Origin of the sequence: Saccharopolyspora gloriosae (genome assembly GCF_022828475.1) — a bacterium.
GTDB classification, from domain to species: Bacteria; Actinomycetota; Actinomycetes; order Mycobacteriales; family Pseudonocardiaceae; genus Saccharopolyspora_C; species Saccharopolyspora_C gloriosae_A.
The window spans coordinates 2,130,280-2,155,285 of the sequence record NZ_CP059557.1 but is presented as its reverse complement, the minus strand read 5'-3'; the positions used below and the strand labels follow the sequence as shown (position 1 = coordinate 2,155,285).

At 69.2% G+C, this 25,006-nt stretch carries 18 protein-coding genes and 1 pseudogene; 10 read left to right on the top strand and 9 right to left on the bottom strand.

All coding sequences use genetic code 11. The annotated features are described in order from the left end of the window. Positions 1-57: 57 nt before the first annotated feature. The 4 genes from H2Q94_RS09105 to H2Q94_RS09090 form a co-directional block, all read right to left on the bottom strand. Entirely contained in the window at positions 58-1,047 is a 990-nt protein-coding gene (locus tag H2Q94_RS09105; protein ID WP_243793916.1) for an NADPH:quinone oxidoreductase family protein, read from the bottom strand. 52 nt (positions 1,048-1,099) lie between these two features. Continuing rightward, a complete protein-coding gene (locus tag H2Q94_RS09100) occupies positions 1,100-1,699 on the bottom strand; it encodes a TetR/AcrR family transcriptional regulator (RefSeq protein ID WP_243793915.1) in 600 nt (199 codons plus the stop codon). A gap of 137 nt (positions 1,700-1,836) precedes the next feature. After that, a complete protein-coding gene (locus H2Q94_RS09095; protein WP_243793914.1) occupies positions 1,837-2,601 on the bottom strand; it encodes an SDR family NAD(P)-dependent oxidoreductase in 765 nt (254 codons plus the stop codon). Continuing rightward, entirely contained in the window at positions 2,601-3,356 is a 756-nt protein-coding gene (locus tag H2Q94_RS09090; RefSeq protein ID WP_243793913.1) for an SDR family oxidoreductase, read from the bottom strand. The genes H2Q94_RS09095 and H2Q94_RS09090 overlap by 1 nt, the downstream gene beginning before the upstream one ends. A 424-nt stretch (positions 3,357-3,780) precedes the next feature. Here H2Q94_RS09090 and H2Q94_RS09085 point away from each other — a divergent pair, with 424 nt between their 5' ends. Together H2Q94_RS09085 and H2Q94_RS09080 are read left to right on the top strand one after the other, a co-directional pair. Further along, positions 3,781-4,365: a DNA-binding protein gene (locus tag H2Q94_RS09085; RefSeq protein WP_243793912.1), complete on the top strand. Its 585-nt coding sequence runs from the start codon at positions 3,781-3,783 to the stop codon at positions 4,363-4,365. Between the two features lie 34 nt (positions 4,366-4,399). Beyond that, positions 4,400-5,056, top strand: coding sequence for an RES family NAD+ phosphorylase (locus tag H2Q94_RS09080; protein WP_184480752.1), 657 nt, complete (start codon positions 4,400-4,402; stop codon positions 5,054-5,056). Positions 5,057-5,146: 90 nt separating this feature from the next. Here the strand turns inward: H2Q94_RS09080 and H2Q94_RS09075 are convergent, their stop codons facing one another. Next, complete coding sequence (locus H2Q94_RS09075; RefSeq protein WP_243795620.1) at positions 5,147-6,127, bottom strand: TerC family protein; 981 nt, start codon at positions 6,125-6,127, stop codon at positions 5,147-5,149. Between the two features lie 558 nt (positions 6,128-6,685). Between H2Q94_RS09075 and H2Q94_RS09070 the strand changes: the two genes are divergently transcribed. From H2Q94_RS09070 to H2Q94_RS09040, 7 genes and pseudogenes are all read left to right on the top strand, one after another. Further along, a complete protein-coding gene (locus H2Q94_RS09070) occupies positions 6,686-9,490 on the top strand; it encodes an alpha/beta fold hydrolase (RefSeq protein ID WP_397545447.1) in 2,805 nt (934 codons plus the stop codon). A 485-nt stretch (positions 9,491-9,975) separates the two neighbouring features. Continuing rightward, on the top strand, positions 9,976-10,905 hold the full coding sequence (locus H2Q94_RS09065; RefSeq protein ID WP_397545471.1) for an ABC transporter permease: 930 nt from the start codon (positions 9,976-9,978) through the stop codon (positions 10,903-10,905). Between the two features lie 817 nt (positions 10,906-11,722). Then, positions 11,723-12,616 (top strand): LysR family transcriptional regulator, encoded by an 894-nt coding sequence (locus H2Q94_RS09060; protein WP_243793910.1) that lies wholly within the window; start codon positions 11,723-11,725, stop codon positions 12,614-12,616. Positions 12,617-12,757: 141 nt separating this feature from the next. Further along, positions 12,758-13,954 (top strand): CaiB/BaiF CoA transferase family protein, encoded by a 1,197-nt coding sequence (locus H2Q94_RS09055; protein WP_243793909.1) that lies wholly within the window; start codon positions 12,758-12,760, stop codon positions 13,952-13,954. Positions 13,955-14,030: 76 nt separating this feature from the next. Further along, a pseudogene (locus tag H2Q94_RS09050) lies at positions 14,031-14,767 on the top strand (acetoacetate decarboxylase). Positions 14,768-14,780: 13 nt separating this feature from the next. Further along, positions 14,781-15,758: a 3-hydroxyacyl-CoA dehydrogenase NAD-binding domain-containing protein gene (locus tag H2Q94_RS09045; RefSeq protein WP_243793908.1), complete on the top strand. Its 978-nt coding sequence runs from the start codon at positions 14,781-14,783 to the stop codon at positions 15,756-15,758. A gap of 32 nt (positions 15,759-15,790) precedes the next feature. After that, a complete protein-coding gene (locus H2Q94_RS09040) occupies positions 15,791-16,975 on the top strand; it encodes an acyl-CoA dehydrogenase family protein (RefSeq protein ID WP_243793907.1) in 1,185 nt (394 codons plus the stop codon). A 384-nt stretch (positions 16,976-17,359) separates the two neighbouring features. On the opposite strand, the gene H2Q94_RS09035 is transcribed toward H2Q94_RS09040, so the two are convergent. The 3 genes from H2Q94_RS09035 to H2Q94_RS09025 form a co-directional block, all read right to left on the bottom strand. After that, positions 17,360-18,859: an ABC transporter substrate-binding protein gene (locus tag H2Q94_RS09035; protein WP_243793906.1), complete on the bottom strand. Its 1,500-nt coding sequence runs from the start codon at positions 18,857-18,859 to the stop codon at positions 17,360-17,362. Positions 18,860-18,877: 18 nt separating this feature from the next. Next, on the bottom strand, positions 18,878-20,854 hold the full coding sequence (locus H2Q94_RS09030; protein WP_243793905.1) for an ATP-binding protein: 1,977 nt from the start codon (positions 20,852-20,854) through the stop codon (positions 18,878-18,880). 362 nt (positions 20,855-21,216) lie between these two features. Then, positions 21,217-21,774 carry a dihydrofolate reductase family protein gene (locus H2Q94_RS09025; RefSeq protein WP_243793904.1) on the bottom strand — a complete coding sequence of 186 codons (558 nt, stop codon included), beginning with the start codon at positions 21,772-21,774 and terminating at the stop codon, positions 21,217-21,219. A gap of 194 nt (positions 21,775-21,968) precedes the next feature. Here H2Q94_RS09025 and H2Q94_RS09020 point away from each other — a divergent pair, with 194 nt between their 5' ends. Then, positions 21,969-22,772 (top strand): nucleotidyltransferase domain-containing protein, encoded by an 804-nt coding sequence (locus H2Q94_RS09020; RefSeq protein ID WP_243793903.1) that lies wholly within the window; start codon positions 21,969-21,971, stop codon positions 22,770-22,772. A 49-nt stretch (positions 22,773-22,821) separates the two neighbouring features. Here the strand turns inward: H2Q94_RS09020 and uvrB are convergent, their stop codons facing one another. Then, positions 22,822-24,978, bottom strand: a complete 2,157-nt coding sequence (gene uvrB, locus H2Q94_RS09015; protein ID WP_243793902.1) for an excinuclease ABC subunit UvrB — start codon at positions 24,976-24,978, stop codon at positions 22,822-22,824. Between the last annotated feature and the right edge of the window lie 28 nt (positions 24,979-25,006).

Genomic DNA, 25,006 nt, shown 5'->3' with positions numbered 1-25,006 from the left:
GTGAATGTCCCCTTCGACCGATCGGTCGAACGGACCATTCACCTGGGGCGGCGGTGATCAGGCGGAGACGTCGTAGACGACGCGGCCGACGGTGCTGCCCTCGCCGACGCGGCGAACGCCGTCGGACACGGCGTCCAGCGGCAGCCGTTCGCTGATCAGCGGGCGGATCAGGCCCTCGTCGGCCAGCCGGGTGAGCTCGCGGTGCGCGTCGACCACCAGCTGCGGGTCGCGCTCGTTGTACAGGCCCCAGTGCAGGCCCACGATCGAGTAGTTCTTGATCAGCGCGTGGTTCAGGCCCGGAGTGGGGATGGTGCCCCCGGCGAACCCGATGATCAGGATGCGTCCCTCGAAGGCGATGCACTTCGTCGAGCGCGTGTAGGTGTCACCGCCCACCGGGTCGTACACCACGTCGGCGCCCTTGCCGCCGGTGTACTCCTTGACCACCGCCACGAAGTCCTCGGTGCTGCGATCCACCACCACGTCGGCGCCGAGTTCCCTGGCCACCTCGGCCTTCTTCGGCCCGCCGACCACGCCGATCACCTTCGCCCCGGCCGCCTTGCCGAGCTGCACCGCGGCCGAGCCCACGCCGCCCGCGGCGGCGTGCACCAGCAGCGTCTCGCCTTCCCGCAGGCCCGCGCGCCGGTGCAGTCCGAAGTGGCCGGTCTGGTAACCGATGAACAGCGCGGAAGCCTCAGCGTCCGACAACGACTCCGGTGCCGGGAACGCGCGCGGCGCGTCCATCAGCGCCAGCTCCGCGAAACCACCGGTGGGCAGCGCCGCCGAGCCCAGCACCCGATCGCCCGGGGAGAAACCGGTGACGCCCTCGCCGACCTCCACGACCTCACCGCACAGCTCCACGCCGGGAGTGAACGGCAGCGGCGGCTTGATCTGGTACTGGCCGCGGCACAGCAGCACGTCCGGGAAGTTCACCGGAGTCGCCAGCACCCGCACCAACAGCTGCCCCGCACCCGGCCGTGGATCCGCCACGTCGTCGAGCCGCAGCACGTCCTGCGGTTCACCGTTCTCGCTGAGCTGCCACGCCTTCACACGCCACCTCCGAAAAGGGAGCTCCGTCGCTCCTCGTTGCGCCCGCGACCGGCTATGGCCGCAGGGATGTCAGCAGCAGATCCGCGAAGTGCTCACCGATCTGCTCACCGCTGAGCTCGCCGTCCCGCCGGAACCAGGTGCCCAGGTGGTGCACCGAACCGAAGAAGAAGTCGACGACCAGCTCCGCCGACTTGTCGGTGCGGAACACTCCCGCCGTCTGGCCTTCCTCGATCAACGACCGCACCCGCTCGTGGTAGCGGCGGCGCTGCGCCCGCACCTCGGTGCGCTTGTCCGGGTGCAGCAGGTGCATCGACCGGAAGAAGATCACCGTGTCGTCCAGGTTCGCCGCCGTCGTGGCCACCACGTCCGAGGCCACCGCGTGCAACCGCTCCGCGACCGGCGCGTCCCCGTCCGCGTCCCGTTCCATCCGCGCCGTCTGGACCCGCAGCAGCCGCGCGTAGATCTCGTACAGCAGGTCGTCCTTGGAGCCGAAGTAGTGGTACATCGCGCCCTTGGTGACCCCGGCGGCGTCCACGATCTGCTGCACCGAGGTCGTCTCGAACCCGTGCTCGGCGAACAGCCGCGTCGCAGCCGCCAGCAGTCGCTGCGGCACCGTCTCGGCGACCTCCGGTGTCGTGCGAACCTCCACCATGTGCGCCTCCCTCCCCTTCAAGCCCGTTCAGAACGACCTGCGCAGTGGGTCACTCAGCGGCTCCCCGCTGACCGGCCGACGACCCCAAGATCATTCTGCGAGGCTCCGTCCCTCGCATCAGGCTATCGATCGGGAGATCACGTCAGGCCGCGCTGCAACCTGCGCATCCCGCCGTGCCACTTCGCGGGATCGGCCGCGCGCAGCGCGTAGTACTGCGCCACCTCGGCGTGCGGCAGGATCAGGAACCTGTCGTCGGCCAGCGCCGCCAGCACCTCGTCGGCGACCTCGTCCGGTTCGATCGCGGCGTCCGCCAGCAGCTTCTTGCCCGTTTCGCCGGTGCCGTCGAGCAGGTTCGTGCGCACGCCCTGCGGGCACAGCGCCTGCACGGTGATGCCGCGATCCGCGTACGTGATCGACAGCCACTCCGCGAACGCCAACGCCGCGTGCTTGCTCACCGAGTACGGCGCCGAGCCCAGCATCGTGAGCAGCCCGGCCGCCGAAACGGTCGCCAAGAACCGGCCCTCACCGCGTTCGAGCCACTGCGGCAGCACCGCCCGCGCCGCCCGCACGTGCGCCATCACGTTGACTTCCAGCGACCGCGCCCACACGAACTCCTCGGCTTCCGGGCCGCCGCCGTCGGCGACACCGGCGTTGGCGCAGAACAGGTCGATCCGCCCGTAGCGCTCGGTCGCGGCGCCGACCAGCTCGGCCACGCCCGCCTCGCTCGCGGCATCGCCCGGCACGGCCAGCCCGCCGACCTCGGCGGCCACCGCGCGCGCGGCGTCCGCGTCGAGATCGTTGACCACGACCGAGGCGCCCTGCTCGGCGAAGCGGCGGCTCAATGCGGCGCCGATGCCGTTACCGCCTCCGGTGACCACGGCCACCGATTCCGCCAGCCGCATCACACGCCTCCGGTGAGGGTCAGCCCGCCGTCGAGGGTGAGGACCTGCCCGGTCACCCAGGAGGCCTCGTCGGAGAGCAGGTACGCCGCCGCGCCGCCGATGTCGTCCGGTACGCCGAGGCGCTTGAGCGGGTAGCTGGCCGAGACGCCGTCCTCGTCCTCGGCGTAGAGCGCGGTGGCGAACTTCGTCTTCACCACCGCGGGCGCGACCGCGTTGACCCGCACGTTCGGCGCCAGCTCCACGCCGAGCTGCTGGGTCAGCAGCGACAGCATCGCCTTGGTCCCGCCGTAGTAGCCGATGCCCGGCGAGGGGCGCTGCCCGGCGACGGAGGAGACGTTGAGGATGGAACCGCCGTGCTCCTTCATCCACGCCCGGTACACCTGCTGCGTCCAGGACAGCGCGGCGAGCACGTTGACCTCGAAGGTCTTGCGCGCGACCGCGTGATCCACGTCGATGACCGGACCGTAGGCGGGGTTGATGCCGGTGTTGTTGACCAGGATGTCGATCCGGCCGTGGTCGCTCAACGCGCGCTCGACGACCTCGGCCTGGTGCTCGACGTTGTCGGCCTTGCCCGCGACTCCCTGCGCGTTGCCCGCACCGCCGAGCGCGGCCACGGCCTCGGCCAGGGGTTCCGGATTGCGGGCCGTGATGATCACCTTGGCGCCCTCGGACACCAGCCGTTCGGCGATACCGAGGCCGATGCCGCGACTGGCACCGGTCACGATCGCCACGCGGCCGTCGAAACGCTTGCTCATGCGATGCTCCACTCGAAAGACCGACCAGTCGGTACGGGCCAGTCAACGGGCTGCCCCCGGGGCGCGTCAAGCCTTCGGCGCCACGACGGACCGAACCCGGCGAGCTCCGCCCGATCGGCGCGACACACCACCGAACCACCCGTCAGGCCCTTGACCTCACGTCGTGCAGCTGCCGTCACCGAGACCGGCTCGCGGGCCACAAGACGATCCACTAGGCCCTCGCCAGCAAAAACGAAGATCGACCACGAGTCCGGACGGCGATTTTCCACGAAGTCGGACACATCGCCCGAAAGAATCGGACGGGTCCTCCGTCAGTCGGACGGACGCGGCACGCTGTGCGACACGACTACTACATCCAGTGATTCACCATTGCGGAGCGCACGATCGCGCACACGTTTGGCCCAGAACGCGCTACGCTGGGGACATGACAGTCGCGCTGGAGACCATCCTGGCCCGGGCAGGATTGCGGGTCACCGCCAACGAATTCCTCTCGCTCGTCGAGGACGCGGCGAAGAGGCTCATCACCCCGCAGGTCGACCCCTCAGCGCACTTCACCACCGCCGAACGCGAAGCCCTCGGAGAAGCCGGGCTCGACCTCGCGCCGCTGGCCGCGAACGAGACGGATCCGCGCGCCCGGACGGTAGCCGAGCAGGCGGTGCTGCGCGACACCGCACTGTCGGTCAATCAGGCCGCGGACCGCATCGGCGTCGACTCCAGCCGCATCCGGCACCGCATCGGCGACGGACGGCTCATCGGCTGGAAGGACCGCGGCGGCTGGCGGCTGCCCGCCTGGCAGTTCAGCGACAACGACGTGCTGCCCGGGCTGGAAACAGTGCTCACCGGCATGCCGCAGGACCAGCCCGCGCTGGTGCTCGCGAAGTTCATGACGACCGTTCAGGACGACCTGGAGCTCGGCGACCGGGCGGTCAGCCCCCGGGAATGGCTGCTCGCGGGCGGGAGCGCGCGTCGCGTCGCCGACCTCGCCTCCGCGATCGGCACCCCCGCCTGACCGGCCCCGGACCGCGACCTCACCAGGACATCCGTTGGCAAGACTCCCCCAGCCGCCGGCACCGGCGGTATTGCAAGCCATGCTGCGACGTACCGAGGACGTGATCGCGGTGCCCGCGGGAACTCGGCTCGCCCGCGTGTTCACCTCCGGCGGCAACCATCCGCAGCAGTGGGACAGCTTCCGCTACGCCGGGCCACTGCCGCACGCGCGCTTCGACCCGCATCTGCCGAACACCCAAGGCGGGCCGACGGTCACGCGGGAACACGGCGTCCTGTACTTCTCGCTGTCCGTGCGCACCTGCGTCGCCGAGGTCTTCCAGGCGACGTCCACTGTGGACCGGCGCACTCGCAAGCCGCACCTGGTGCTGTTCCGGCCGCGCCGAACGCTGCGGCTACTGGACCTGGCCGGGCTGTGGGCGACCAGAGCGGGCGCCTCGCAGGCCATCAGCAACGGCCCGAAGGAACGCACCCAGGCGTGGGCGCGCAGCATCCGCGCGGCCTATCCGGAACTCGACGGGCTCTGGTACCGCTCGGCGATGGACGGGGGCAACCCGTCGCTGTGCCTGTGGGATCCGCCGTCGGCGACGGCGCTGCCGGACGCGCCCGACGTGCTGCTGCCGCTCGACCATCCGGGGCTGGACGTCCCGCTCGGCCGCGTGTGCAAGGAACTCAACTACACCCTGCTCGACTGACGAAGCCTCGCCAGCGCGCGGGGCGTTGGACGCGAAAAGAACCGCGCGGTGTCCCGAGGGGGGAACGCCGCGCGGTTCTTTTCGTTCAGGTCAGGACTTCTTCTCGGGCTCCGGCTGCGCCGCGGCCGCCTCGTCCTTGCGGGACTTCGCCAAGCTCGCGACCGTGGTGATCACCAGCACGCCGATGATCACGCCGAGGGACATCCAGTTGTTGATCTCCAGCCACTCCGGCACCGCGTGGTACTCGTGCAGCGCGTGGATCACCAACTTGATGCCGATGAACCCGAGGATGATCGACAGCCCCACGTTCAGGTAGACGAGCTTGTCGACGAGTCCGCCGAGCAGGAAGTACAGCTGCCGCAGCCCCATCAGGGCGAACGCGTTCGCCGCGAACACCAGGAACGGGTCCTGGGTGATGCCGAAGATCGCCGGAATGGAGTCGACGGCGAACAGTAGGTCCGCACTGCCGATGGCGACGATCACCACGAACATCGGGGTGAGCCAGCGCTTGCCGTCGATCTTCACGATCGACTTGGTCTCGTGGTACTCCTCGGTCACCGGGAACACCTTGCGGACCCAGCGGACGACGACGTTCTCCTTGTACTCCTCGTCCTCGCCCTTGTTCCGGATCATGCCGATCGCGGTCCAGATCAGGAACGCGCCGAACACGAAGAAGACCCACACGAAGCGCTCGATCAGCGCCGCGCCCACCGCGATGAACGCACCGCGCATCACCAGCGCCAGCAGGATGCCGATCAGCAGCACGCGGTGCTGGTGAATGGCCGGGACCGCGAAGCTGGACATGATCACCATGAAGATGAACAGGTTGTCCACGCTCAGCGAGTACTCGGTGATGTAACCGGTGAAGTACTCGATCGCGAAGTGCTGGTCGCCGAAGATCCACACGCCGATGCCGAACGCGATGGCGCAGGCGATGTAGAAGGTCACCCACCGAGCCGCCTCGCCGGTGCTCACCTCGTGCGGCTTGCGATCCACGATCACAAGGTCGATCAGCAACAGCAGGGCCAGACCACCCAGCGTCGCCGCCCACCCCCACCAGGGCACGTGCAACGTGTCGGCCGCCGCTTGAGCTTGCTGGGCCGCCACGGTCATCCTGGCACCCATCGATCACCTCCGGTTCAGGGCATGCGCCGGGACCGGAGGTCTCTTCCACCGGCGTACCGGTCGACGGCACCGGGTCCCGCCGGCAGATCCTAAAGGCAGCCGACGAGGCCGTGATGACGATGCCGCCGCGAAGGAATACTCCCCTCCACAACGTTGCCAAGATTGTCACTTATGCACTGCTTCGAACACCAGCCCGGGTTGATCAGCCCGATTGCGCACGGAAGACTACGGCGAGCTACCTGAGGCCACAATGCCCTGGTCAAAGCGTCACCCTTTACGGGGTACCAGTCTCGCCGTGTGACCAATCCCATCGATCGCACCAATAGCACTCGAACGAATGGGCGATCGCCGTAGCGCGCAGCACGGTTATGATCGCCGCTGCCCGCACTCGGGATGCGGCCGTGCACCGAACGACTCGACGATCGCGAGGGTGACGCCGCAGGAGGCGACCGGATTTCTGTTCGGTTGCTGCTTCATAGCGTCTTCGCCCTGGCCCGCCTCAGGATGAATCCGTTGCCGCCTCTTTCCCCTACTGTCGGCCCCGTGCCTCAGCTCCTCCGCCACGGCAGGCGTCTCCTGCTGCTCATCGTGATCGCCGTGCTCCTGGTCGGCGGCGTGGCGGCGCTGTGGTCCGGCGAGCGCGAACAGCCCGCCCCGCCGCAACCGCGCGAAGCGTTGATCGACGTCCAGGACGGCCCGGACGGGCTGGAACGCATCCAGATCGACGCCACCCTCTACGCGCCCGCCGCCACACCGGCGCCCGCGATCGTGATCGCGCACGGCATGGGCGGCGACAAGACCGACGCGGACGCGCAGGCGCGGGACCTGAGCCGGCGCGGCTTCGCGGTGCTGACGTACTCGGCCCGCGGCTTCGGCGACAGCACCGGCCGGATCGCGTTGAACTCACCGGACTACGAGATCGCCGACGCCCACCAGATCGTGGACTGGCTGGCGCGGCAACCCGAGGTGCAGCGCGACGGCGAGGGCGATCCGCGAGTGGGCGTGACCGGGACTTCCTACGGCGGCGCGCTGAGCCTGCTGCTGGCGGGCAGCGATCAGCGGATCGACGCGATCGCACCGGTGATGACCTACAACGATCTCGGCCAGGCGCTGCTGCCGAACACGGCGGGCTCCGCACCGCCGCCCGCCGACACCCCGGCGCACGGCTCCTTCGGTCCGCAAGGAGTGTTCCGGCGCGCATGGGCCGGGCTGCTGTTCGCCACCGGCGGGTCCGCCGCAGGCGGGGCCGGAGCTCCGGCCCCCTCCGCCGACCGCTCCGCTTCGCCGCCACCGGCGACCTGCGGGAACTTCACCGCCGAGGTGTGCGCGGCCTACAGCGAGCTCGCCCGCACCGGGCGCGCGTCGGCGAGCACCCGCGACCTGCTGGCGTCGGTCTCACCACGTTCGAAGACCGCGAACATCCGGGTTCCGACGCTGCTGGTCCAGGGCACGCAGGACACGTTGGTCGGGCTGGACCAGGCCGATGCCAACGCCCGGCAGATCGCCGCGGCGGGCGGCGACGTCAGCATGCTGTGGTTCGCGGGCGGCCACGACGGCGCCGGGCCGAGCGCTCGGGTCGACTCGCGCGTCGCCGACTGGTTCACCTTCCACCTGCGCGGCCTGGGCGATCCGGGCAACCGCTTCGAGTACGACATCGCCGGAACGGCGCGATACGACGGCGAAATCCCGGTGCGCACCATGGCCTCCCCCGACTATCCGGGGGTGCGCGCCGACCGCACGCCGCGGTTCTCGCTGGATCTCACCGGCCCGGCAGCAACCGTGGTGAATCCGCCGGGCGGCTCCCCCGCCGCCGTGAGCTCACTGCCCGGTTCCGGGGATGAGCGGGATAGGCCCGAGCCGCGGGACCTGCCGGGGCAGGTGGCGGTGTTCCGCACCGAACCCGTCACCGCACGGCTGCTGGTCTCCGGTGTTCCGCAGACCCGGTTGTCGGTGGCCGCGGTGCCCGGCCAGCCCACCACCGGAAACGCGGTGCTGTTCACCAAGCTCTACGACGTCGACCGCGAAGGCAGGCGGACGCTGGTGGGAGACTCGGCCGCTCCGATGCACGTCACCGGGCTGCGCCCGGACGGCACACCGGTCGAGGTGAACGCCTCGCTGCCCGGCGTGGTGCATTCGGTGGAGACCGGCCACCACTTGGAACTCGCGGTGAGCACCACCGACCAGGCCTACGCGGTGCCGGTCGAATCCGCGGTGCACCGGGTGGACATGGCAGGCGACCGGGCGTTGTCGGTGCCGTCGGTGAAAGGCACCGGCATCACCGGCGGCACGTTCCCGGTGGCACCGGTGGCCGGCATCGCCGGGGTCCTCGCGCTGCTCGGGCTCACCTGGCTGCTGGCACGACTGCGCCGCCGGTACGCCCAGCCCTCGGAGGCGGACACGAGCGGGCCGCCGCTGGAGATCACGGACCTGACCAAGACGTTCCCGCACAAGGTGACCGCGGTCGACGGGGTGTCGCTGCGGGTGGATCGCGGGCAGATCGTCGGGCTGCTCGGGCCGAACGGCGCGGGCAAGACGACCACGCTGCGCCTGCTGCTGGGACTGCTGCATCCGAGCGCCGGGCGGATCCAGGTCTTCGGGCACCAGGTCGAACCGGGCGCCCCGGTGTTGTCACGGATCGGTTCGCTGGTCGAATCGCCCGGCTTCCCACCGCACCTGACCGGGCTCGACAGCCTCAAGCACTACTGGGCGGCCACCGGCAGACCGATGTTGCAGGCGCGGTTCGACGAAGTCGTGCACATCGCCGGTCTCGGTGAGCACGCGCATCGTCGCACCGCCACGTTCAGCCAAGGCACCCAGCAGCGGCTCGCGATCGCGCAGGCCATGCTGGGCCTGCCCGACCTGCTCGTGCTGGACGAGCCGACGAACCGGCTGGACCCGCCGCAAATCCACCAGATGCGCGAGATCCTGCGCCGCTACGCGGCCACGGGGCGCAGCGTGCTGCTGTCCAGCCACCTGCTCTCCGAAGTGGAGCAGACCTGCACGCACGTGATCGTGATGCATCGCGGCAAAGTGATCACGACGGGAAGCGTGGAAGAGGTCGTGTCCCTGGACGGGCAAGCGACGTTCCGCGTCGACGACCCGGAACAGGCCGCCACGGCGCTGCGGTCGCTGGAAGGGCTCGGCGAGGTGCAGGTCGACGGGGAGCTGGTGCACGCCGACCTGGCCGGGCACAGCCGAGCGATCGCGGTGAACGCGCTGGTCGCCTCCGGTGTGGCGGTCAGCCAAGTCGGGCCACGCCGCAGGCTCGAGGACGCATTCCTGAATCTCGTGGGAGAGGAGCAGCGCTGATGCCGGAAACATCAAGCGGCGGCCCCACCGAGTCCCCGCGGACCGCGGCTCCGGAACACGGCGCGGAGCGGGCCGGGCGGGAGACGCAGCCGTTGTCGACGGAGTCCGAGCAGCACCGGGCGGCGATCGCCCGCGCGCTGGAATCCGGCGGATTCCCCGAACTGGACCCGGCTGAGCGGGCGAGCTCGCAAGTGTGGGGGGCGGACGCCATGCTCCCCGACGACCCGGAACCCGAAGACCAAGAAGCCACCGGCACCGACGAGCTCGGCGCGGACCGGGCCGCCGTGCGGGAACCGGCCGACTGGACCTCCCCCACTTGGGACCCCGAACACCCGCCCTCGGACACGCCAGGTCCGGACGTGACGAACGGGTCCCGCGACGATCACTCCCCGGCCACCGGTGACGACCCGATCCCGGCAGGCCGCTCGACCGGCATCGGCCCCGGCCATCCCCGCTTCACCGACACCTCGTCGGGCCGTTCCGGCATCGTCGAGACCGCCCGGCTCACCGTCGCCGAACCGGCCGCGGAAACGGCGGCGGCACTGCCGGTGAGCGCGCAGGACCCGACGCAGGCCGACGGCAGCGTGCAGGGCTACCAAGCGCGGCGGACGCTGCCGGTGAGCGTGGAACTGGCCCGCCAACTGGGACGCAGGCGCACCCGGCTGGCGCTGGCGGTCCTGATGCTGCTGCCGCTGCTGCTGCTCGCCGCGTTCGAGATCGGCGACGACGGAAGCACGCCGCGAGCCGGGGACCTCTCCGGACTGGCGACCTCCAGCGGACTGAACTTCGCCGCGTTCGCCGTGTCCTCCTCGGCGGGATTCCTGCTGGTCCTGGTGGTCGCGTTGTTCTTCGGGGACACGGTGGCCAGCGAGGCCTCCTGGTCCAGCCTGCGCTACCTGCTCGCGGCCCCGGTGCCGCGCGGCCGGTTGCTGCGGCAGAAGGCGATCGTGGCCGCACTGCTGTCACTGCTCGGGACCGTGCTGCTGCCCGTCGTGGCGCTCGCGGCAGGGCTGTTCTGGTACGGGCCGGGTGAGCTCGTGACGCCGAGCGGCAGCGTGCTGTCGTTCCCGGTGGGCGCGGTGAACCTGGCGCTGGCGGTGGCGTACCTGGCGGTGCAGCTGAGCTGGGTCGCCGGGCTCGCGCTGTGGCTCAGCGTCAGCACGGACACACCGCTGGGCGCCGTGGGCGGCGCGGTGCTGGTGTCGATCCTCTCGCAGATCCTGGACCAGATCTCCGCGCTGGGCGGCCTGCGGGCGTTCCTACCGACGCACTACGCCGCCGCATGGTCCGACCTGCTCGCTGAGGACGTCGACTGGACCAACATGGCCAACGGCCTCTGCTCCGCTGTCCTTTACGCCACTGTGTTCGTGGGATTGGCACACTGGCACTTCCAAAGCCGTGACATCATTAGTTGATCTGGTTCTGGGCTCTTTTTGCTTGGGGGGTCGGGTAGCGGAACCTCAGTTGGTCTCTCGCTGCGGGATCTTTTTCCCTAGTGGCTCCGCCACGAGGGAAAAAGCTGTCCTCGCGAGAGACCAACTGAGAACCCGCCGGTGGTCGGCTTCTTGACGTGGGCTATGTGCTTCGCACATACAGGCACGGCCTTCGGCCGCGAGGCAGGCGGGGCTTCGCAGCCCTTCGCGGACTACGCCGCCGACTGCACGGCTTCGCCGCGAGACACGGCCTCCGGCCGCCAGGCAGGCGGGGCTTCGCAGCCCTTCGCGGGCTTCGCCGCCGACTGCACGGCTTCGCCGTGAGGCACGGCCTCCGGCCGCCAGGCAGGCGGGGCTTCGCCCGCCCTTCGCGGACTACGCCGCCGACTGCACGGCTTCGCCGCGAGACACGGCCTCCGGCCGCCAGGCAGGCGGGGCTTCGCCCGCCCTTCGCGGCCTACGCCGCCGACTGCACGGCTTCGCCGCGAGACACGGCCTCCGGCCGCCAGGCAGGCGGGGCTTCGCCCGCCCTTCGCGGGCTTCGCCGCCGACTGCACGGCTTCGCCGTGAGGCACGGCCTTCGGCCGGAAGGCAGGCGTGGTTTCGGCCGCCGTTTGCGGGGTTCGCTGGGCGACTTCGCGGGCTTCGGGCGTGATGCTGGTGGGGCTCTGCCTTCCCGAGGCGCGGGTTGTGGTGGCAGCGCACGTGTTCGCTGGTGCGCGCTCCGGGCGGCGGGGGCTTTGATCTTCTCGGTGGCGCGGGTGCCGGTGCGGCCGAACGGGGGCATAGGCTGCTGTGTATGGAGGTGTTCCACCTGCGGTACTTCGCTGCGGTCGCTGAGAACTTGAGCTTCTCGAAGGCGGCGCGGCAGTTGCACATGGCGGTGTCGCCGTTGAGCAGGCGGGTGCGTGACCTGGAGCGCGAACTGGACGTGCGGTTGTTCGAGCGCGACTCGCACAGCGTGAACCTCACTGCGGCGGGCACTGCGCTGCTGCCGCTGGCCAACGACGTGCTGAGCCGGTTCGACGACCTCCCGGGCCGGTTGCGCCAGCAGGTGGGCGCGGAACGGCGCGCGGTACACGTGGGCGTGCCGCCGGGGCTGCATCCGCGGCTGCGGGAACGGCTCCGGGAGTTCGACCGCGTCGCGGACTGCGAGGTGCGGCGCTGGCCGGGCGGCAGCCAAGACCTGCTCGATCAGGTGCGCCGACGCGGACTGGAACTGGCGCTGGTGCACCTGCCCGCGCACGCGGAAGGCGTGGAGTCCCGGGAGGTGCTGCGGGAACCGCTCGGCGCGGTGCTGCCCGCCTCGGAGTTCGCCGGCCGGGAGTCGGTGTCGCTGACGGAGCTGACCGGACACGTCTACGCCCGGCCGGGCTCGGGCCTGTCGCCCACCTATTTCGATCAGCTCGAGGTTCGGCTCGCCGCCGCCGGCGTGCACCGGCGCACAACGCTGAGCACCCGGGACTACTCGGGCTTGGGCGAGTTCGTGGCCAACGGCGGCGCGTTCGGCATCTCGATGCTGGATCCGCAGAACCAGATGGGCCGCCCCTCGGAGCACGATCAGGTCCTGGTGCTGCCGTTCGCCGATTTCGACCCGGTGCTGGCGACCGGCCTGATCTGGCGTGCCGATCGCGCGGAACCGGGCGCGGACCTCGCCGATTTGATCTCCGAGGGCCTCCGAATACTTTCCTGACCTGCGATTATCGTCGCGTGACCACTGCGGTCACGCCAATGTTCGCCGATCGGGCGCACCGATCGATTGCCGCCCCCGAGCCCCTCCTCGTAGCGTCGTTAGCGAAGCAAAAGAATTCGCGCGAGGAGGAACTTCGCAGTCATGACAGCCCCCACAGGCCCTTCCGCAGCCACCTCGGACTCGGGCCGGACAGGCCCCTTGGCGGGCGTCCGCGTCATCGACATGGCCACCGTCGTGATGGGACCGTACGCGGCTCAGATCCTCGGTGACCTCGGCGCCGACGTGATCAAGATCGAATCGCCGAAGGACACGGTCCGCAACGGCACGCTGTTCCGCACCCCCGGCATGACGCCGCTGAACCTGAACGTGAACCGCAACAAGCGCAGCGTGGCACTGAACCTCAAGGACGAGACGGACCACGAGAAGGCGCTCAAGCTCATCGGCGGCGCCGACATCCTGATCACGAACATGCGCATCGGCGCACTGCGCCGGCTCGGCATGGACCACGACAGCCTCGCCGAGTCCTTCCCGCACCTGATCTACGCGCACGCGCAGGGCTTCCGGCCGGATTCCGACCGCGCGAATCTCGCCGCCTACGACGAGACGGTGCAGGCCGCCTCCGGACTGCTCGACCTGGCCGACCGGGCCGGGGACATCGGCGCACCGGTGGTGCTGCCCAGCATCTTCGCCGACAAGGTCGCGGCGCTGACCATCGCCTACAGCGCGCTCGCCGCGCTGCACCACCAGCGCGCCACCGGACAGGGACAGCTCGTGGAGGTGCCGATGGCCGACACGATGCTCGCGTTCAACCTGGTCGAGCACCTGCAGGGCGCCGCGTTCGAGCCGCCGATGGGCGAGACGGGCTTCGCGCCGTCGTTGACCAAGGGACACCGGGCACGCCCCACCAAGGACGGGCTCGCCATGATCATTCCGTACAGCCCGCAGAACTGTCGCGACATCTTCCACGCCGCCGGACGCTCCGAGCTGGCCGACGATCCGCGGGTCAACGGCAAGATCCTGGACGCCCGAGCCGACGGCGAGGCGATCGCCGAGATGATCGAATCGGTCACGCCGAACCTGACCACGGCCGAGTGGATCGACGTGTGCACCGAACGCAGCATCCCCGTCGGCCCGGTGCTGAAGCTGGACGAGGCCGCCGACGACGATTACGTCCGCGAAGGCCACCTGCTGGACCTCACCGAGCACCCCACCGAAGGGGCCTACCGGGTGGTCGGGGTGCCGATGAACTTCTCCGCCACCCCCGGCTCGATCCGCGGGCACGCGCCGCTGCCCGGCCAGCACACCGACGAGGTGCTGCGCGAATTCGGCGCGGCGTGACCTCGGCGATTCACCGAAGCGCACCCGCCGCTACCCGACCCACCGAGCACCTCACTTCGCATCAAGGAGATCCGTCGTGAACCGCGAGCAGATTCTGCGCAGCCCCACCACCCCGCTCAACGCCCCCGCGTTCGCCGCCGCGGTACCCCGGTTCACCGACCGCGAGTACCTCAACATCGTTTACCGGACCGATCCGGAGGCGCTGCGGGCGGTCGTGCCGGAGCCGCTGGAGATCGAGGAACCGCTGGTGCGGTTCGAGATCATGAAGATGGGCGAGGTGACCTCGTTCGGCCCGTACGTGGAGGCAGGCCAGGCGATCCCGGTCCGCCTCGGTGAGGAGCGCGGCGAATACCTGCACGCCATGTACCTGGACAACTTCCCCGCCATCGCAGCGGGCCGGGAGGCCAGCGCCTATCCGAAGGTGCTGGGTACGCCCGCGTTGTTCCCCGACCACGGCGCGCTGGTGGGCACCTTGGACTACGGCTCGCAGCGAGTGGCGACGGCGACGATGGGCTACAAGCACCACCCGCTGGACCTCGCCGAAGCGCAGGCCGAGATCACCGTTCCCTCGTTCATGCTCAAGATTGTGCCGGGCTACCGGCGGGAACCCCGGGTGTGCGAGCTGGTCCGGTCGCAGATCACCGACATCACCGTCAAGGAGGCCCACACCGGCCCGGCGCGGCTCCAGCTGTTCGAACACGTGCTGGCGCCGTTGGCCGACCTCCCGGTGCGGGAGGTCGTCTCCGCCAGCCACATCATCACCGACCTCACGCTGGGGCGGCGACCCCCGTCCACGACTACCTCGCCGAGTGAAGGAGCGAACTCGATGACACGGCAAGATCCACAGTGGACTACGGTGGCGGTGGTCGGCGCGGGCACCATCGGCCTGTCCTGGGCGGCGCTGTTCGCGGCGCGCGGCCTGCGGGTGCGGCTGACCGATCCGCGCGATGACCTCGCGCAGGTGCTCACGGAGGCGATTCCCGCGCTGTCGACGGGGATTCCCGGTACCTCGCCCGCCGATCTGCTGAGCCGGATCGAAGTCGTCCCCTCGCTGCCCGAGGCGGTGCGCGCAGCGGACCTCGTGCAGGAGAACGGCCCGGAACGGCTGGGCTTCAAGCAGGAATTGTTCACCGAGATCGCCGAGCACGCGCCGCGCGAGGCGGTGCTGGTCTCCTCGAGCTCCGGCATCGTGGCCTCCGACATCGCCGAGGACCTGCCCGACGACGTGGCCGCCCGGCTGCTGATCGCGCACCCGTTCAACCCGCCGCACGTGGTGCCGCTGGTCGAGATCGTCCCCGGCTCCCGCACCGCGGAATCGGTCGTGACCAGCGCGTTCGACTTCTACCGGGGGATCGGCAAAACCCCCGTTCGGGTGCGCAAGGAAGTGAGCGGATTCGTGGCGAACCGCCTCCAGAGCGCGATCATGCGGGAGGCCATCAGCCTCGTGCTGGACGGCGTGGTCACCGTTCCCGAGCTGGACACCGTGATGAAGGCGTCCCTCGGCGGCCGTTACGCCACGATCGGCCCGTTCGAGAGCTTCCACCTCGGCGGCGGCCCCGGCGGCATCCGGCACATGATGGACCACCTCGGTGTCGGCATGGCCGAACGCTGGAAGGACCTCGGGAATCCCGAACTGACGCCCGCCGCGATCGACGAGCTCACGACGCAGACCGAAGAGGTCTACGGCACCGGCCCGGATGCCTACCTCGACCGCACGAGCTCCCGCGACCGCAAGCACAACGCGCTCAACGCCGCCTTGGACTCCGAGGCGAGCGACGGCCAAGGCCGCCACCACCGGAACTGAACCCCGGCCACCACGCAGAAAGTGAGGCCATCATGGCCAAGAAGGTCAACACCGAACCGGACTTCTTCGGCTACGCCGAACTCCTCAGCGACTCGGAGCGCGCGGAACTCGCCGAGATCCGCGACTACCTCCAGCGCGAGATCGCCCCGCTGGCGAATCCGGCGTGGGACAAGGCGGAATTCCCGTTCGAGGTGATCGAGAAGTTCGCGAAGCTGCGGCTGGCCGGCTACCAGTACCCCGAGTACGGCGACGGCAAGCAGCGCAGCGAACTGTTCGCCGGGTTCCTGAGCATCGAGCTCAACCGCATCGACCCGTCGCTGGCCGTGTTCTCGGGTGTCCACACCGGACTCGCGATGGGCAGCATCCTCGGCGGCGGCGACCAGGAGCAGCGGGACCGCTGGCTTCCGGACATGGTCGACATGAAGAAGATCGGCGCGTTCGCGCTCACCGAACCCGAGGGCGGTTCCGACGTGGCGGGCGGCATGCGCACCACCGCGCGCCGCGAGGGCGACGAGTGGGTGCTCAACGGCGCCAAGCGCTGGATCGGCAACGGCACCTTCGCCGATCTGATCGTCGTGTGGGCCAGGGACGTGGCCGACGACCAGGTGAAGGGCTTCGTCGTCGGCAAGGACACCCCCGGCGTCACCGCCACCAAGATCGAAGGCAAGATCGCGCTGCGCAGCGTGCAGAACGCCGACATCGTCTTCGACGAGGCCCGGGTCCCGGAATCCGACCGGCTGCAGAACATCAACAGCTTCCGCGACACCGCGAAGGTCCTCGCCCGCACCCGAGGCGGCGTGGCCTGGCAGGCGCTGGGGCTGGCGATGCGGGCCTACGAGCTCGCCCGGGAGTACGCGGTGAGCCGCGAGCAGTTCGGCAAGCCCATCGGCGGGTTCCAGATGATCCAGGACCTGCTGGTGAAGATGCTCGGCAACATCACCGCCATGTTCGGCATGGTGGTGCGGCTCAACCAACTCACCGCCGAGGGCAAGGCCGGGGCCGACCAGGCCGCGCTCGCCAAGGCGTTCACCACGACCCGGATGCGCGAGGTCGTCGCGTGGGCGCGGGAGTTGTTCGGCGGCAACGGGATCGTGCTCGACTACGAGGTGGCGAAGTTCTTCGCCGACGCCGAGGCCGTGTACTCCTTCGAGGGCAGCCGTGAGATGAACACCCTCATCGTCGGCAAGTCCATCACGGGGCTGAGTGCCTTCGCGTAGGGGCAGGGGCTTCGCGTAGGGCCAGGCTTCGCATAACGGCCTTCGAGTACGGGCGACGCTGGAAGCGGGCGCGGGAGGGATTCCCGCGCCCGCTTTCGCCGCTCGATCAGCCCTTCGCCGAAACGCGGCCCGAGAACGAACCGCGAATCAGCGCCGTGCCGTCCTCGAATCCGAAGATCCGGAATGCCGCAACCGCATCCCACCTACGGCGCCCCGGACCCATACCTTTCCGCACCCAGCGCTCCCGGTACCGACCCGAGGCGGGCCGTACCGGTGCTCCCCCGCCGAGTTGCCGACACCACCGCCCGCACGGACGACGATCGCGTCACCGCAACGAATCCGGCTTCGCTGAGCAGGACGCACCGGTGGCAGCGGCGAGAATCCTCATGACGTGTACTTGTCGACGGGCTCGGACTCGTTGCCGAATCGGTGGATCACGTGGATCGTCCGGCCGACCGGGTCTCCCGTGTCGGCGTTGAAGTAGAACTTGTCCCCGGCACCGGTGACGGCGCTGCGCTCACTCGTCAGGCCCACCAGCGACGTCCTGACCTCGGCGGGTCCGATCTCGGTCTCACCTCGCAGCGCGTTCTGCGCGGCGAGCACCACGGCGGTCATCGCGTCGAACTCCATGATCGCCCAGCCGTTGCCGAGGTCGCGGGAGTCGATGCCCTCCCGCTGCCGGTACGCGTCGAAGTTCGCTCTGTAGTCCTCGGCGTACACGTTGAACCGCTTGTCCCCCAATGCTTTCGGGTCGGCCAGCGCCGCGTAGATCACGTCCACGTTCTGCGGCAGCTCCGTATTCGCCAGCTTGGCCGCGTCGGAGCCCGTCACCACGGTGATCTGCTTCTGGCAGTACCGATCGCGGAGCTTCTCGACGAACGCGTCCAGCAACGAGGCACGCCCGGCGTAGAGCACCGTGTCGGGAGTTCCCGGGCTGCACAGCTCGTTGCCGATCTCGTTGAACTGGTTGGTCGTTCCGTTGATGCCGGGTGTTCCGTCGAAGGATCTCTGCACCCCGGACGATTCGAGCTCGGCCGAGAACACCTCGGCGAAATCGTCGCGCAGGCCGGTGGTGTAGAAATCGTTGAAGTTCTGATCGCGCACCAGCATGTACTTGCGCTGCTGCGTGGCCAAATGTTCGTGCAGCGCCAGCACCTCGGTGTGGTTGCTGGGGCTCACCCGGTACAGCCCTCGGATCGGCCCCCTCTCGCTGCGCACGGCGCCGGTCATGTTGAGCCCGTCCGCGGTGAGCACCGCGCCGACCATCGGGATGTCGTGTCGCGCCAGCAGGTGCGCGGCGTCGATCGTCTCGCCGATGCTGACGCCGAGGCCCGTCACGGCGACCAGGGGTTGCTCGTCTTCGGTGAGACCGATCAGCTTCTCCACGACCGGCTGCCACGACTTCTCATTGCTGCCCTCGTCAGCGATCACCAGCCGGATCAGCGGATAGGCACCCTCGACGAGATTCGTCTTCCGCTGCGCCAAGTACGCGCCGATGATCTTCGAGCGCACCTGTTCCAGGGACACGCTGGCACGTTCACCGCCCGGTTCGGGAACCGGCGTGAGCACCGCGACCGTGACGACCTTCCCGCCGATTCCCGCGATGCGATCGTTCTCCCGCTCGATCTTCTCCTCGATGTCGCCGAGCCCGGGGTGCAGGCTCGCCGAACCGTCGCTGACGCCCACGCACTCGTCGTCGACCCCGCGCCACATGCCCGAAGAGCAGCCGTTCAACCACCGGCCCGCCCCGATCCACGCGCCGGTGAGCAGCAGCACGACGCCGAGGAGCGCACCGACGTTGCGCAACACCCGCATCCGCCTGCCACGAGCGACCACCTTGGCGTATTGCGGTGGCCGGAAATCGAACCCTGTCGGTGTGTTCACTGGCCCTCCTCCGAGCACCTACCGGTACTTGTCCGCCTCCGCGCGCAGCACGGCGAGCCCGTCGCCGGCGTACGGTGCGATGTCGTCGAAATCGGCGGCGATCTCACTGTCCAGTTCGCGATACCGGGTGCCGTTAAACGGATCGGCGACCGTCCACAACGCGACGACTAACCGAGCCAGCGGCGCCACCGGCAGATCGCGCGGCAGCGCCCAACGCGTCAGTTCACGCACCCGCTCGACCGGTGGCAGCACGTTGCCGCCGGAGCTCGGCGCCGCGCAGACCGACCGCAGCAGGTCCAGCCAGGCGCCCGCGGACACCTGGTCGAGCAGGTCCGCGAGCTTCCTAGTGACGAACTCGACCTCGCCGAGCGCCAGCGCGTGGTGCAACTCCCCCGCCTGGTCCTGGTCCTGTTCGCACCAGCGCCGCAACCACCCGTGCACCGACGCCCAGTCGGCGCGCTCGTGCTCGGCTCGATCGGCGAGCCTGCGCAGCAACAACCGGCGCAGCACCGGGATCATCGTGCGCGCACCCGCACCGTCGACGCCGCTCCACAACGTCCCGTCGAAGACGACCGAGTTGCGGTCACCCGTGCCCAGCAGCAGCGGCCGGTACCGGGCCAGCCGCAACGCCTGATCGATGTTGCGCGCTGCCGCGCACGTCACCAGGTCCTCCACGACGTCCGACGGGACGTCGGCCAGGAACGTCGCCAACATCCGGTCCGCCACCCGGCCCGCACCGTCACCGGACTCGTCCGGCATCGGCGCGTCGAGCACCGCGTCGAGTCCCGTCGGGTCCAGCCGCAGCTCGGCCATCGCGTCCAGCAGCATCCGCGTCGCCCGTGGATGACCGTGGGCGAACCCGTGCACCAAGGCGGTGATGCGGCGGGTGTCGCTCAGCCGCGGCCCGAGCGCCGCGACCAGGGTGCCGACCGTTTCCGCGCTCAGATCGTCCAACCGGACCACGTACGTACCGATGCGGTGACGGCCGGACACCCGCTGGGCGTAGTCCTTATAACCGGCGGCCTCGATCGACACGGCTTCCTCACCGGTGGCCGACAGCCGCCTTATCAACGTGCTCTTGCTGCTGGTCGCCACGACGGTCAACGGGTCCGGATCGTCGACGGCCAGCGGACCGCGCTGCCGGTGCGCCACGTCCAGCCCGGAGAGCAGCTCGAGTCCGGCGTCCACATCGTCGAACAGCACCGCGCAGTTGAGGGTGCGCCGATCGGCGTGCCTGCCGCGGCGGAAACCGTCCCGCAGGTCCGCGAGGAACGCCGCCCACAGCACCTCCCCCACTTCCTGCACTCCGTCGTCCGAGCGGGCTTTGTGGTTCAGCTCCACCAGTACGTCGATCGGATCGCGACCGAGCCCTTTGTCCTGGTGCCCGAACCACTTCCGGCCGTCGCCGCGCTCTCGTCTGCCGCGCGACAGCGCGTTGAGCCCTCCCACGACCAATCCGGGCAGGTGCCTGCCCAACGTGACGACTCCCGGAACGTTCCCCAAAGCGGGCACCGCGGAGAGCACTTCGGACGCGAGGGTGGCGAGGAACTGCGGCGGGTCGCTGATCTTCGGATACGCCGTCAGTTCGTTCTCGACCTGCTGGCGGGCGTTCTTCCAACGAGTGACGTCCAGGTTCGCGCCGAGCGCGAGTTGCCCGGTGATCAGTCGCGGGAACTCCAGCGTCCCGTAACCCTTGCACGGTCTGCTCAGCTGGAAGGCCAACGCCGCCAACGCCTTCTGCGGTGAGCTCCCACCGAGTTGTGCGCAGTTCAGCCGGGCGAACGGCACGTTCTGCTCCAAACCCGCGGCGAGTTCGTCGAGCAACGCGGTCTTCCCGCTGCCACGGGTTCCGGTGAAGGCGAGCACCGGAACCGGCCTGCTCACGGGGACACCGCCCCGTTCCGGGCGCAGCAGAAATTCCCGGACCAGCAGCAGTTCCCGGCTCCGGCCGTAGAGCACGGACTCCCGGCCCGACGATTCCTGCGCATTCCGCACCACTGCGATCCCCCGATCAGCGATGAGAACTCCGGATGGACGCGGCTTCCCAAACCGATCCAGCGAAGCGAGAAAGGGGAGGGTATGAACAAAACACCCCCGGGGTCAATATCACCCGCCGAGAATTGAGGTACCGCTGAAACGACGATCCCGATCGGACGAACGACGGTTACACCCTACGGGAGAAACGGTCGGCTGAACCCGCACCGGCGCACCCTTCGACTACTCTGAACGTGTCGGTTCGATCCTTGGACACCCCGGATCAGCACAACATTGAAGCCGCTATCACCATTCAGTGATTCGAATATTCCAATTCACCATCAGCCGCCCGGCAGCAACGGATTTCACCGGAAACCCTCGGTTCAGCTCCGCACGTCGTATCGAAGGTGCACGGTGCCGTCTTCGAAACGCCGCTCCGCGCGCAGGTCGAGGTCCAGCCGGACTCCGCGCGGCAACGCCCGCAGACCGCCGCCGACCAGAACCGGCTTGATGAACAGATGGCATTCGTCGACCAGCCCCGCCCGGAACGCCGTGGCAGCGAGGGTCGGCCCGCCCACTGTGATGTCGCGCGCCGACGCCACCTTCAAGCGCCGCACCTCGGCCGGGTCGAAATCGGTCTCGAGCCGGGTCTTCCCAGTGGACACCGATTCCAGCGTTCCGGAATACACCACCTTGTCCGCGGCCAGCCAAACCTCCGCGAAATCACGCATCACCCGCGGCTGATCCGCCAGCGGCAACGTGTCCCACACGATCATTTCCGCGTAGCTCCGGCGTCCCAGCAGATAGGTGCCGACCTCGCGTTCCAGATCGTTCAGGAACGCGTGCACCGACTCGCTCGGCGCGGCCCAGTCGTACTCGCCGCGCTCATCCGCGACACAACCGTCCAGCGACATGATCGCCGAGTAGACCAGCCTGCCCATTTCCGAATCCCCCTCGAAACTCCGAACCGGAGTGCCGGTGCTCCACAAGCCCGCATCCGGAGCCCGCACCGCCGTCAGATAATGTCCGGTTCATGGCCGTCTTCTCAAGGTGACGCGCGCCCGTCCCGGGCACCCGCGATCACACCGTCCGCATCCCACCCGCCCGGTGGGCCGCGCGAACCTGGAGAAGAACCATGTCATCGCCCCTGGAACAGCGCGTCAACGCGCTGCGCGCCCGCGCCGAAGCCGACCCGCGCATCGAAGCGGTGCTGCTGTACGGCTCGTTCACCATCGCCGAGGCCGACGAATTCTCGGACATCGAGGCGTACCTGTTCCTCAACGACGAAGCACTGCCCGAGTTCGACGTTGCCGCGTTCCTCGCGACCGTCGCCCCGGTTCGCATGGCCTACGTCAACCAGTACGGCGTGCACACGGTCGTCTTCGACGACCTGATGCGCGGCGAGTTCCACGCCGAGGCCGCGAGCTCGATCGGCCAGGTCCTCGACTGGCGCGGCATGATCCACCTGCCGGATCCGGAACGCGCGGTGCTGCTCGACCGCACCGGCGAGCTCACCGAATCCGCCGCGGTGCTCACCGAACCGCATCGGCCCGAACCGGCCGCCACCGCACGGCAACTCATCGACGAACTGACCAACTGGACCCTGATGGCCGCGAACCTGCTGGCCCGCGGCGAAACCGCGCGCGGACACGCATGGCTCACCGGCGTCGTGGCACCGTTCCAGCTGCGGCTGTGCCGGCTGCTGCGCGGCACCGTCGACAACTGGCTCACCCCGAGCCGCCGCCTGGAACACGACCTGCCTGCCGGGGACTACGACCGTCACGCGGCCACCACCTCGCGGCTCGCGCCGCACGAGGTGCAGATCGCAGCCCGGGAAAGCTGGCAGTGGACCCGATCGTTGTCCGACGAAGCGGCGAAGCGCTGGGAACTGGCCGTCGACCAGGAGCTGTTCGAACTGATCGCAGCTCGGCTGCACTGACGGAGACGCCGTGCCCCGCACCCGGACCGGGCGCGGGGCGCGGAACCCGCTACTTGATCCCGGCGGCGTCCATGCCGCGCAATTCCTTCTTCAAGTCGTGGATCTCGTCGCGCAGCCGGGCCGCCAGCTCGAACTGGAGCTCGCGGGCCGCGTTCATCATCTGGTCGTTGAGCTGCTGCACCAGATCGGCCAGCTCGGCGCGCGGCATCGAACTCGTATCCCGGCCCTCCAGCACACCGGAGGACGCGACCGCCTCACCGCTGGGCTTCTTGCCGCGCGAGACGTTGCGCCCGGAACCACCGACCGACACCGCTTCCTCGGTGTCCTCGGACTCGGTGTAGACCCGGTCCAGGATGTCGGCGATCTTCTTGCGCAGCGGCTGCGGATCGATGCCGCGCTCGGTGTTGTAGGCGATCTGCTTGGCCCGGCGGCGATTCGTCTCGTCGATCGCGTGCTGCATCGAATCGGTGATCCGGTCCGCGTACATGTGCACCTGGCCGGAGACGTTGCGCGCCGCACGGCCGATCGTCTGCACCAGGCTCGTGCCCGACCGCAGGAAGCCCTCCTTGTCGGCATCCAAGATCGACACCAGCGAGACCTCCGGCAGGTCCAGGCCCTCCCGCAGCAGGTTGATGCCGACCAGCACGTCGAACTCCCCGAGCCGCAGCTGCCGCAGCAACTCCACTCGACGCAAGGTGTCCACCTCCGAGTGCAGGTACCGCACCCGCACCCCGAGCTCCAGGAAGTAGTCGGTGAGGTCCTCGGCCATCTTCTTCGTCAGCGTCGTCACCAGCACCCGCTCGTCGCGCTCCGCGCGCTCGCGGATCTCGCCGACCAGGTCGTCGATCTGGCCCTCGGTCGGCTTGACCACGACCTCCGGGTCGACCAGGCCCGTCGGGCGGATCACCTGCTCGACGAACTCACCGCCGGCCTGCCCCATCTCGTACGGCCCGGGCGTCGCCGACAGGTACACCGTCTGCCCGATCCGGTCCGCGAACTCCTCCCAGGTCAGCGGCCGGTTGTCCATCGCGCTCGGCAACCGGAAGCCGTGTTCGACCAGGGTGCGCTTGCGGGAGGTGTCGCCCTCGTACATGCCGCCGACCTGCGGCACCGTCTGGTGCGACTCGTCGATGACCAGCAGGAAATCGTCCGGGAAGTAATCCAGCAACGTCGCGGGCGCCGAACCGGCCTCACGGCCGTCGATGTGCCGCGAATAGTTCTCGATGCCGGAGCAGAAGCCGACCTGGCGCATCATCTCCACGTCGTACTGGGTCCGCATCCGCAGCCGCTGCGCCTCCAGCAGCTTGTTCTGCTTCTCCATCTTCGCCAGCTGCTCTTCGAGCTCCGCCTCGATGCCGCGAATGGCCTTCTCCATCCGCTCCGGACCGGCGACGTAGTGCGTGGCGGGGAAGATCCGCACGCTGTCCACCTCGCGGACGATCTCCCCGGTCAGCGGGTGCAGGTAGTAGAGCCGTTCGATCTCGTCGCCGAACAGCTCGATGCGCACCGCCAGCTCCTCGTACGCCGGGATCACCTCAACGGTGTCCCCGCGCACCCGGAACGTGCCGCGGGCGAAGGCGATGTCGTTGCGGGTGTACTGGATGTCCACCAGCGCGCGCAGCAGCATGTCCCGATCGACCTCGCCACCCACGTCGAGCTGCACCGAGCGGTCCAGGTACGACTGCGGCGTGCCCAGGCCGTAGATGCACGACACCGAGGACACGACCACGCAGTCCCGCCTGCTCAGCAGGTTCGAGGTCGCCGAGTGCCGCAGCCGCTCCACGTCCTCGTTGATCGAGGAGTCCTTCTCGATGTAGGTGTCGGTCTGCGGGACGTACGCCTCGGGCTGGAAGTAGTCGTAGTAGCTGACGAAGTACTCGACCGCGTTGTCCGGGAAGAACTCGCGCATCTCGTTGGCCATCTGCGCGGCGAGGGTCTTGTTCGGCTCCAGCACCAGTGTGGGGCGCTGCAAGCGCTCGATGAGCCACGCGGTCGTCGCCGACTTGCCCGTGCCCGTCGCGCCCAGCAGCACCACGTTGGCCTCGTTGGCCTTGATCCGCTGCTCCAAATCGTCGATCGCCGCCGGCTGGTCGCCGGAGGGGTTGTAGTCGCTGACCATGCGGAAGCGGCCACCGGTGCGCGGGATGTCGCTGACCGGCCGGAAGGTGGTGTCGGCCGGGGTCGGGTACTCAGTCGCGAAAGCCACGTCTCCGAGGGTACGAGCCTGCACCGAC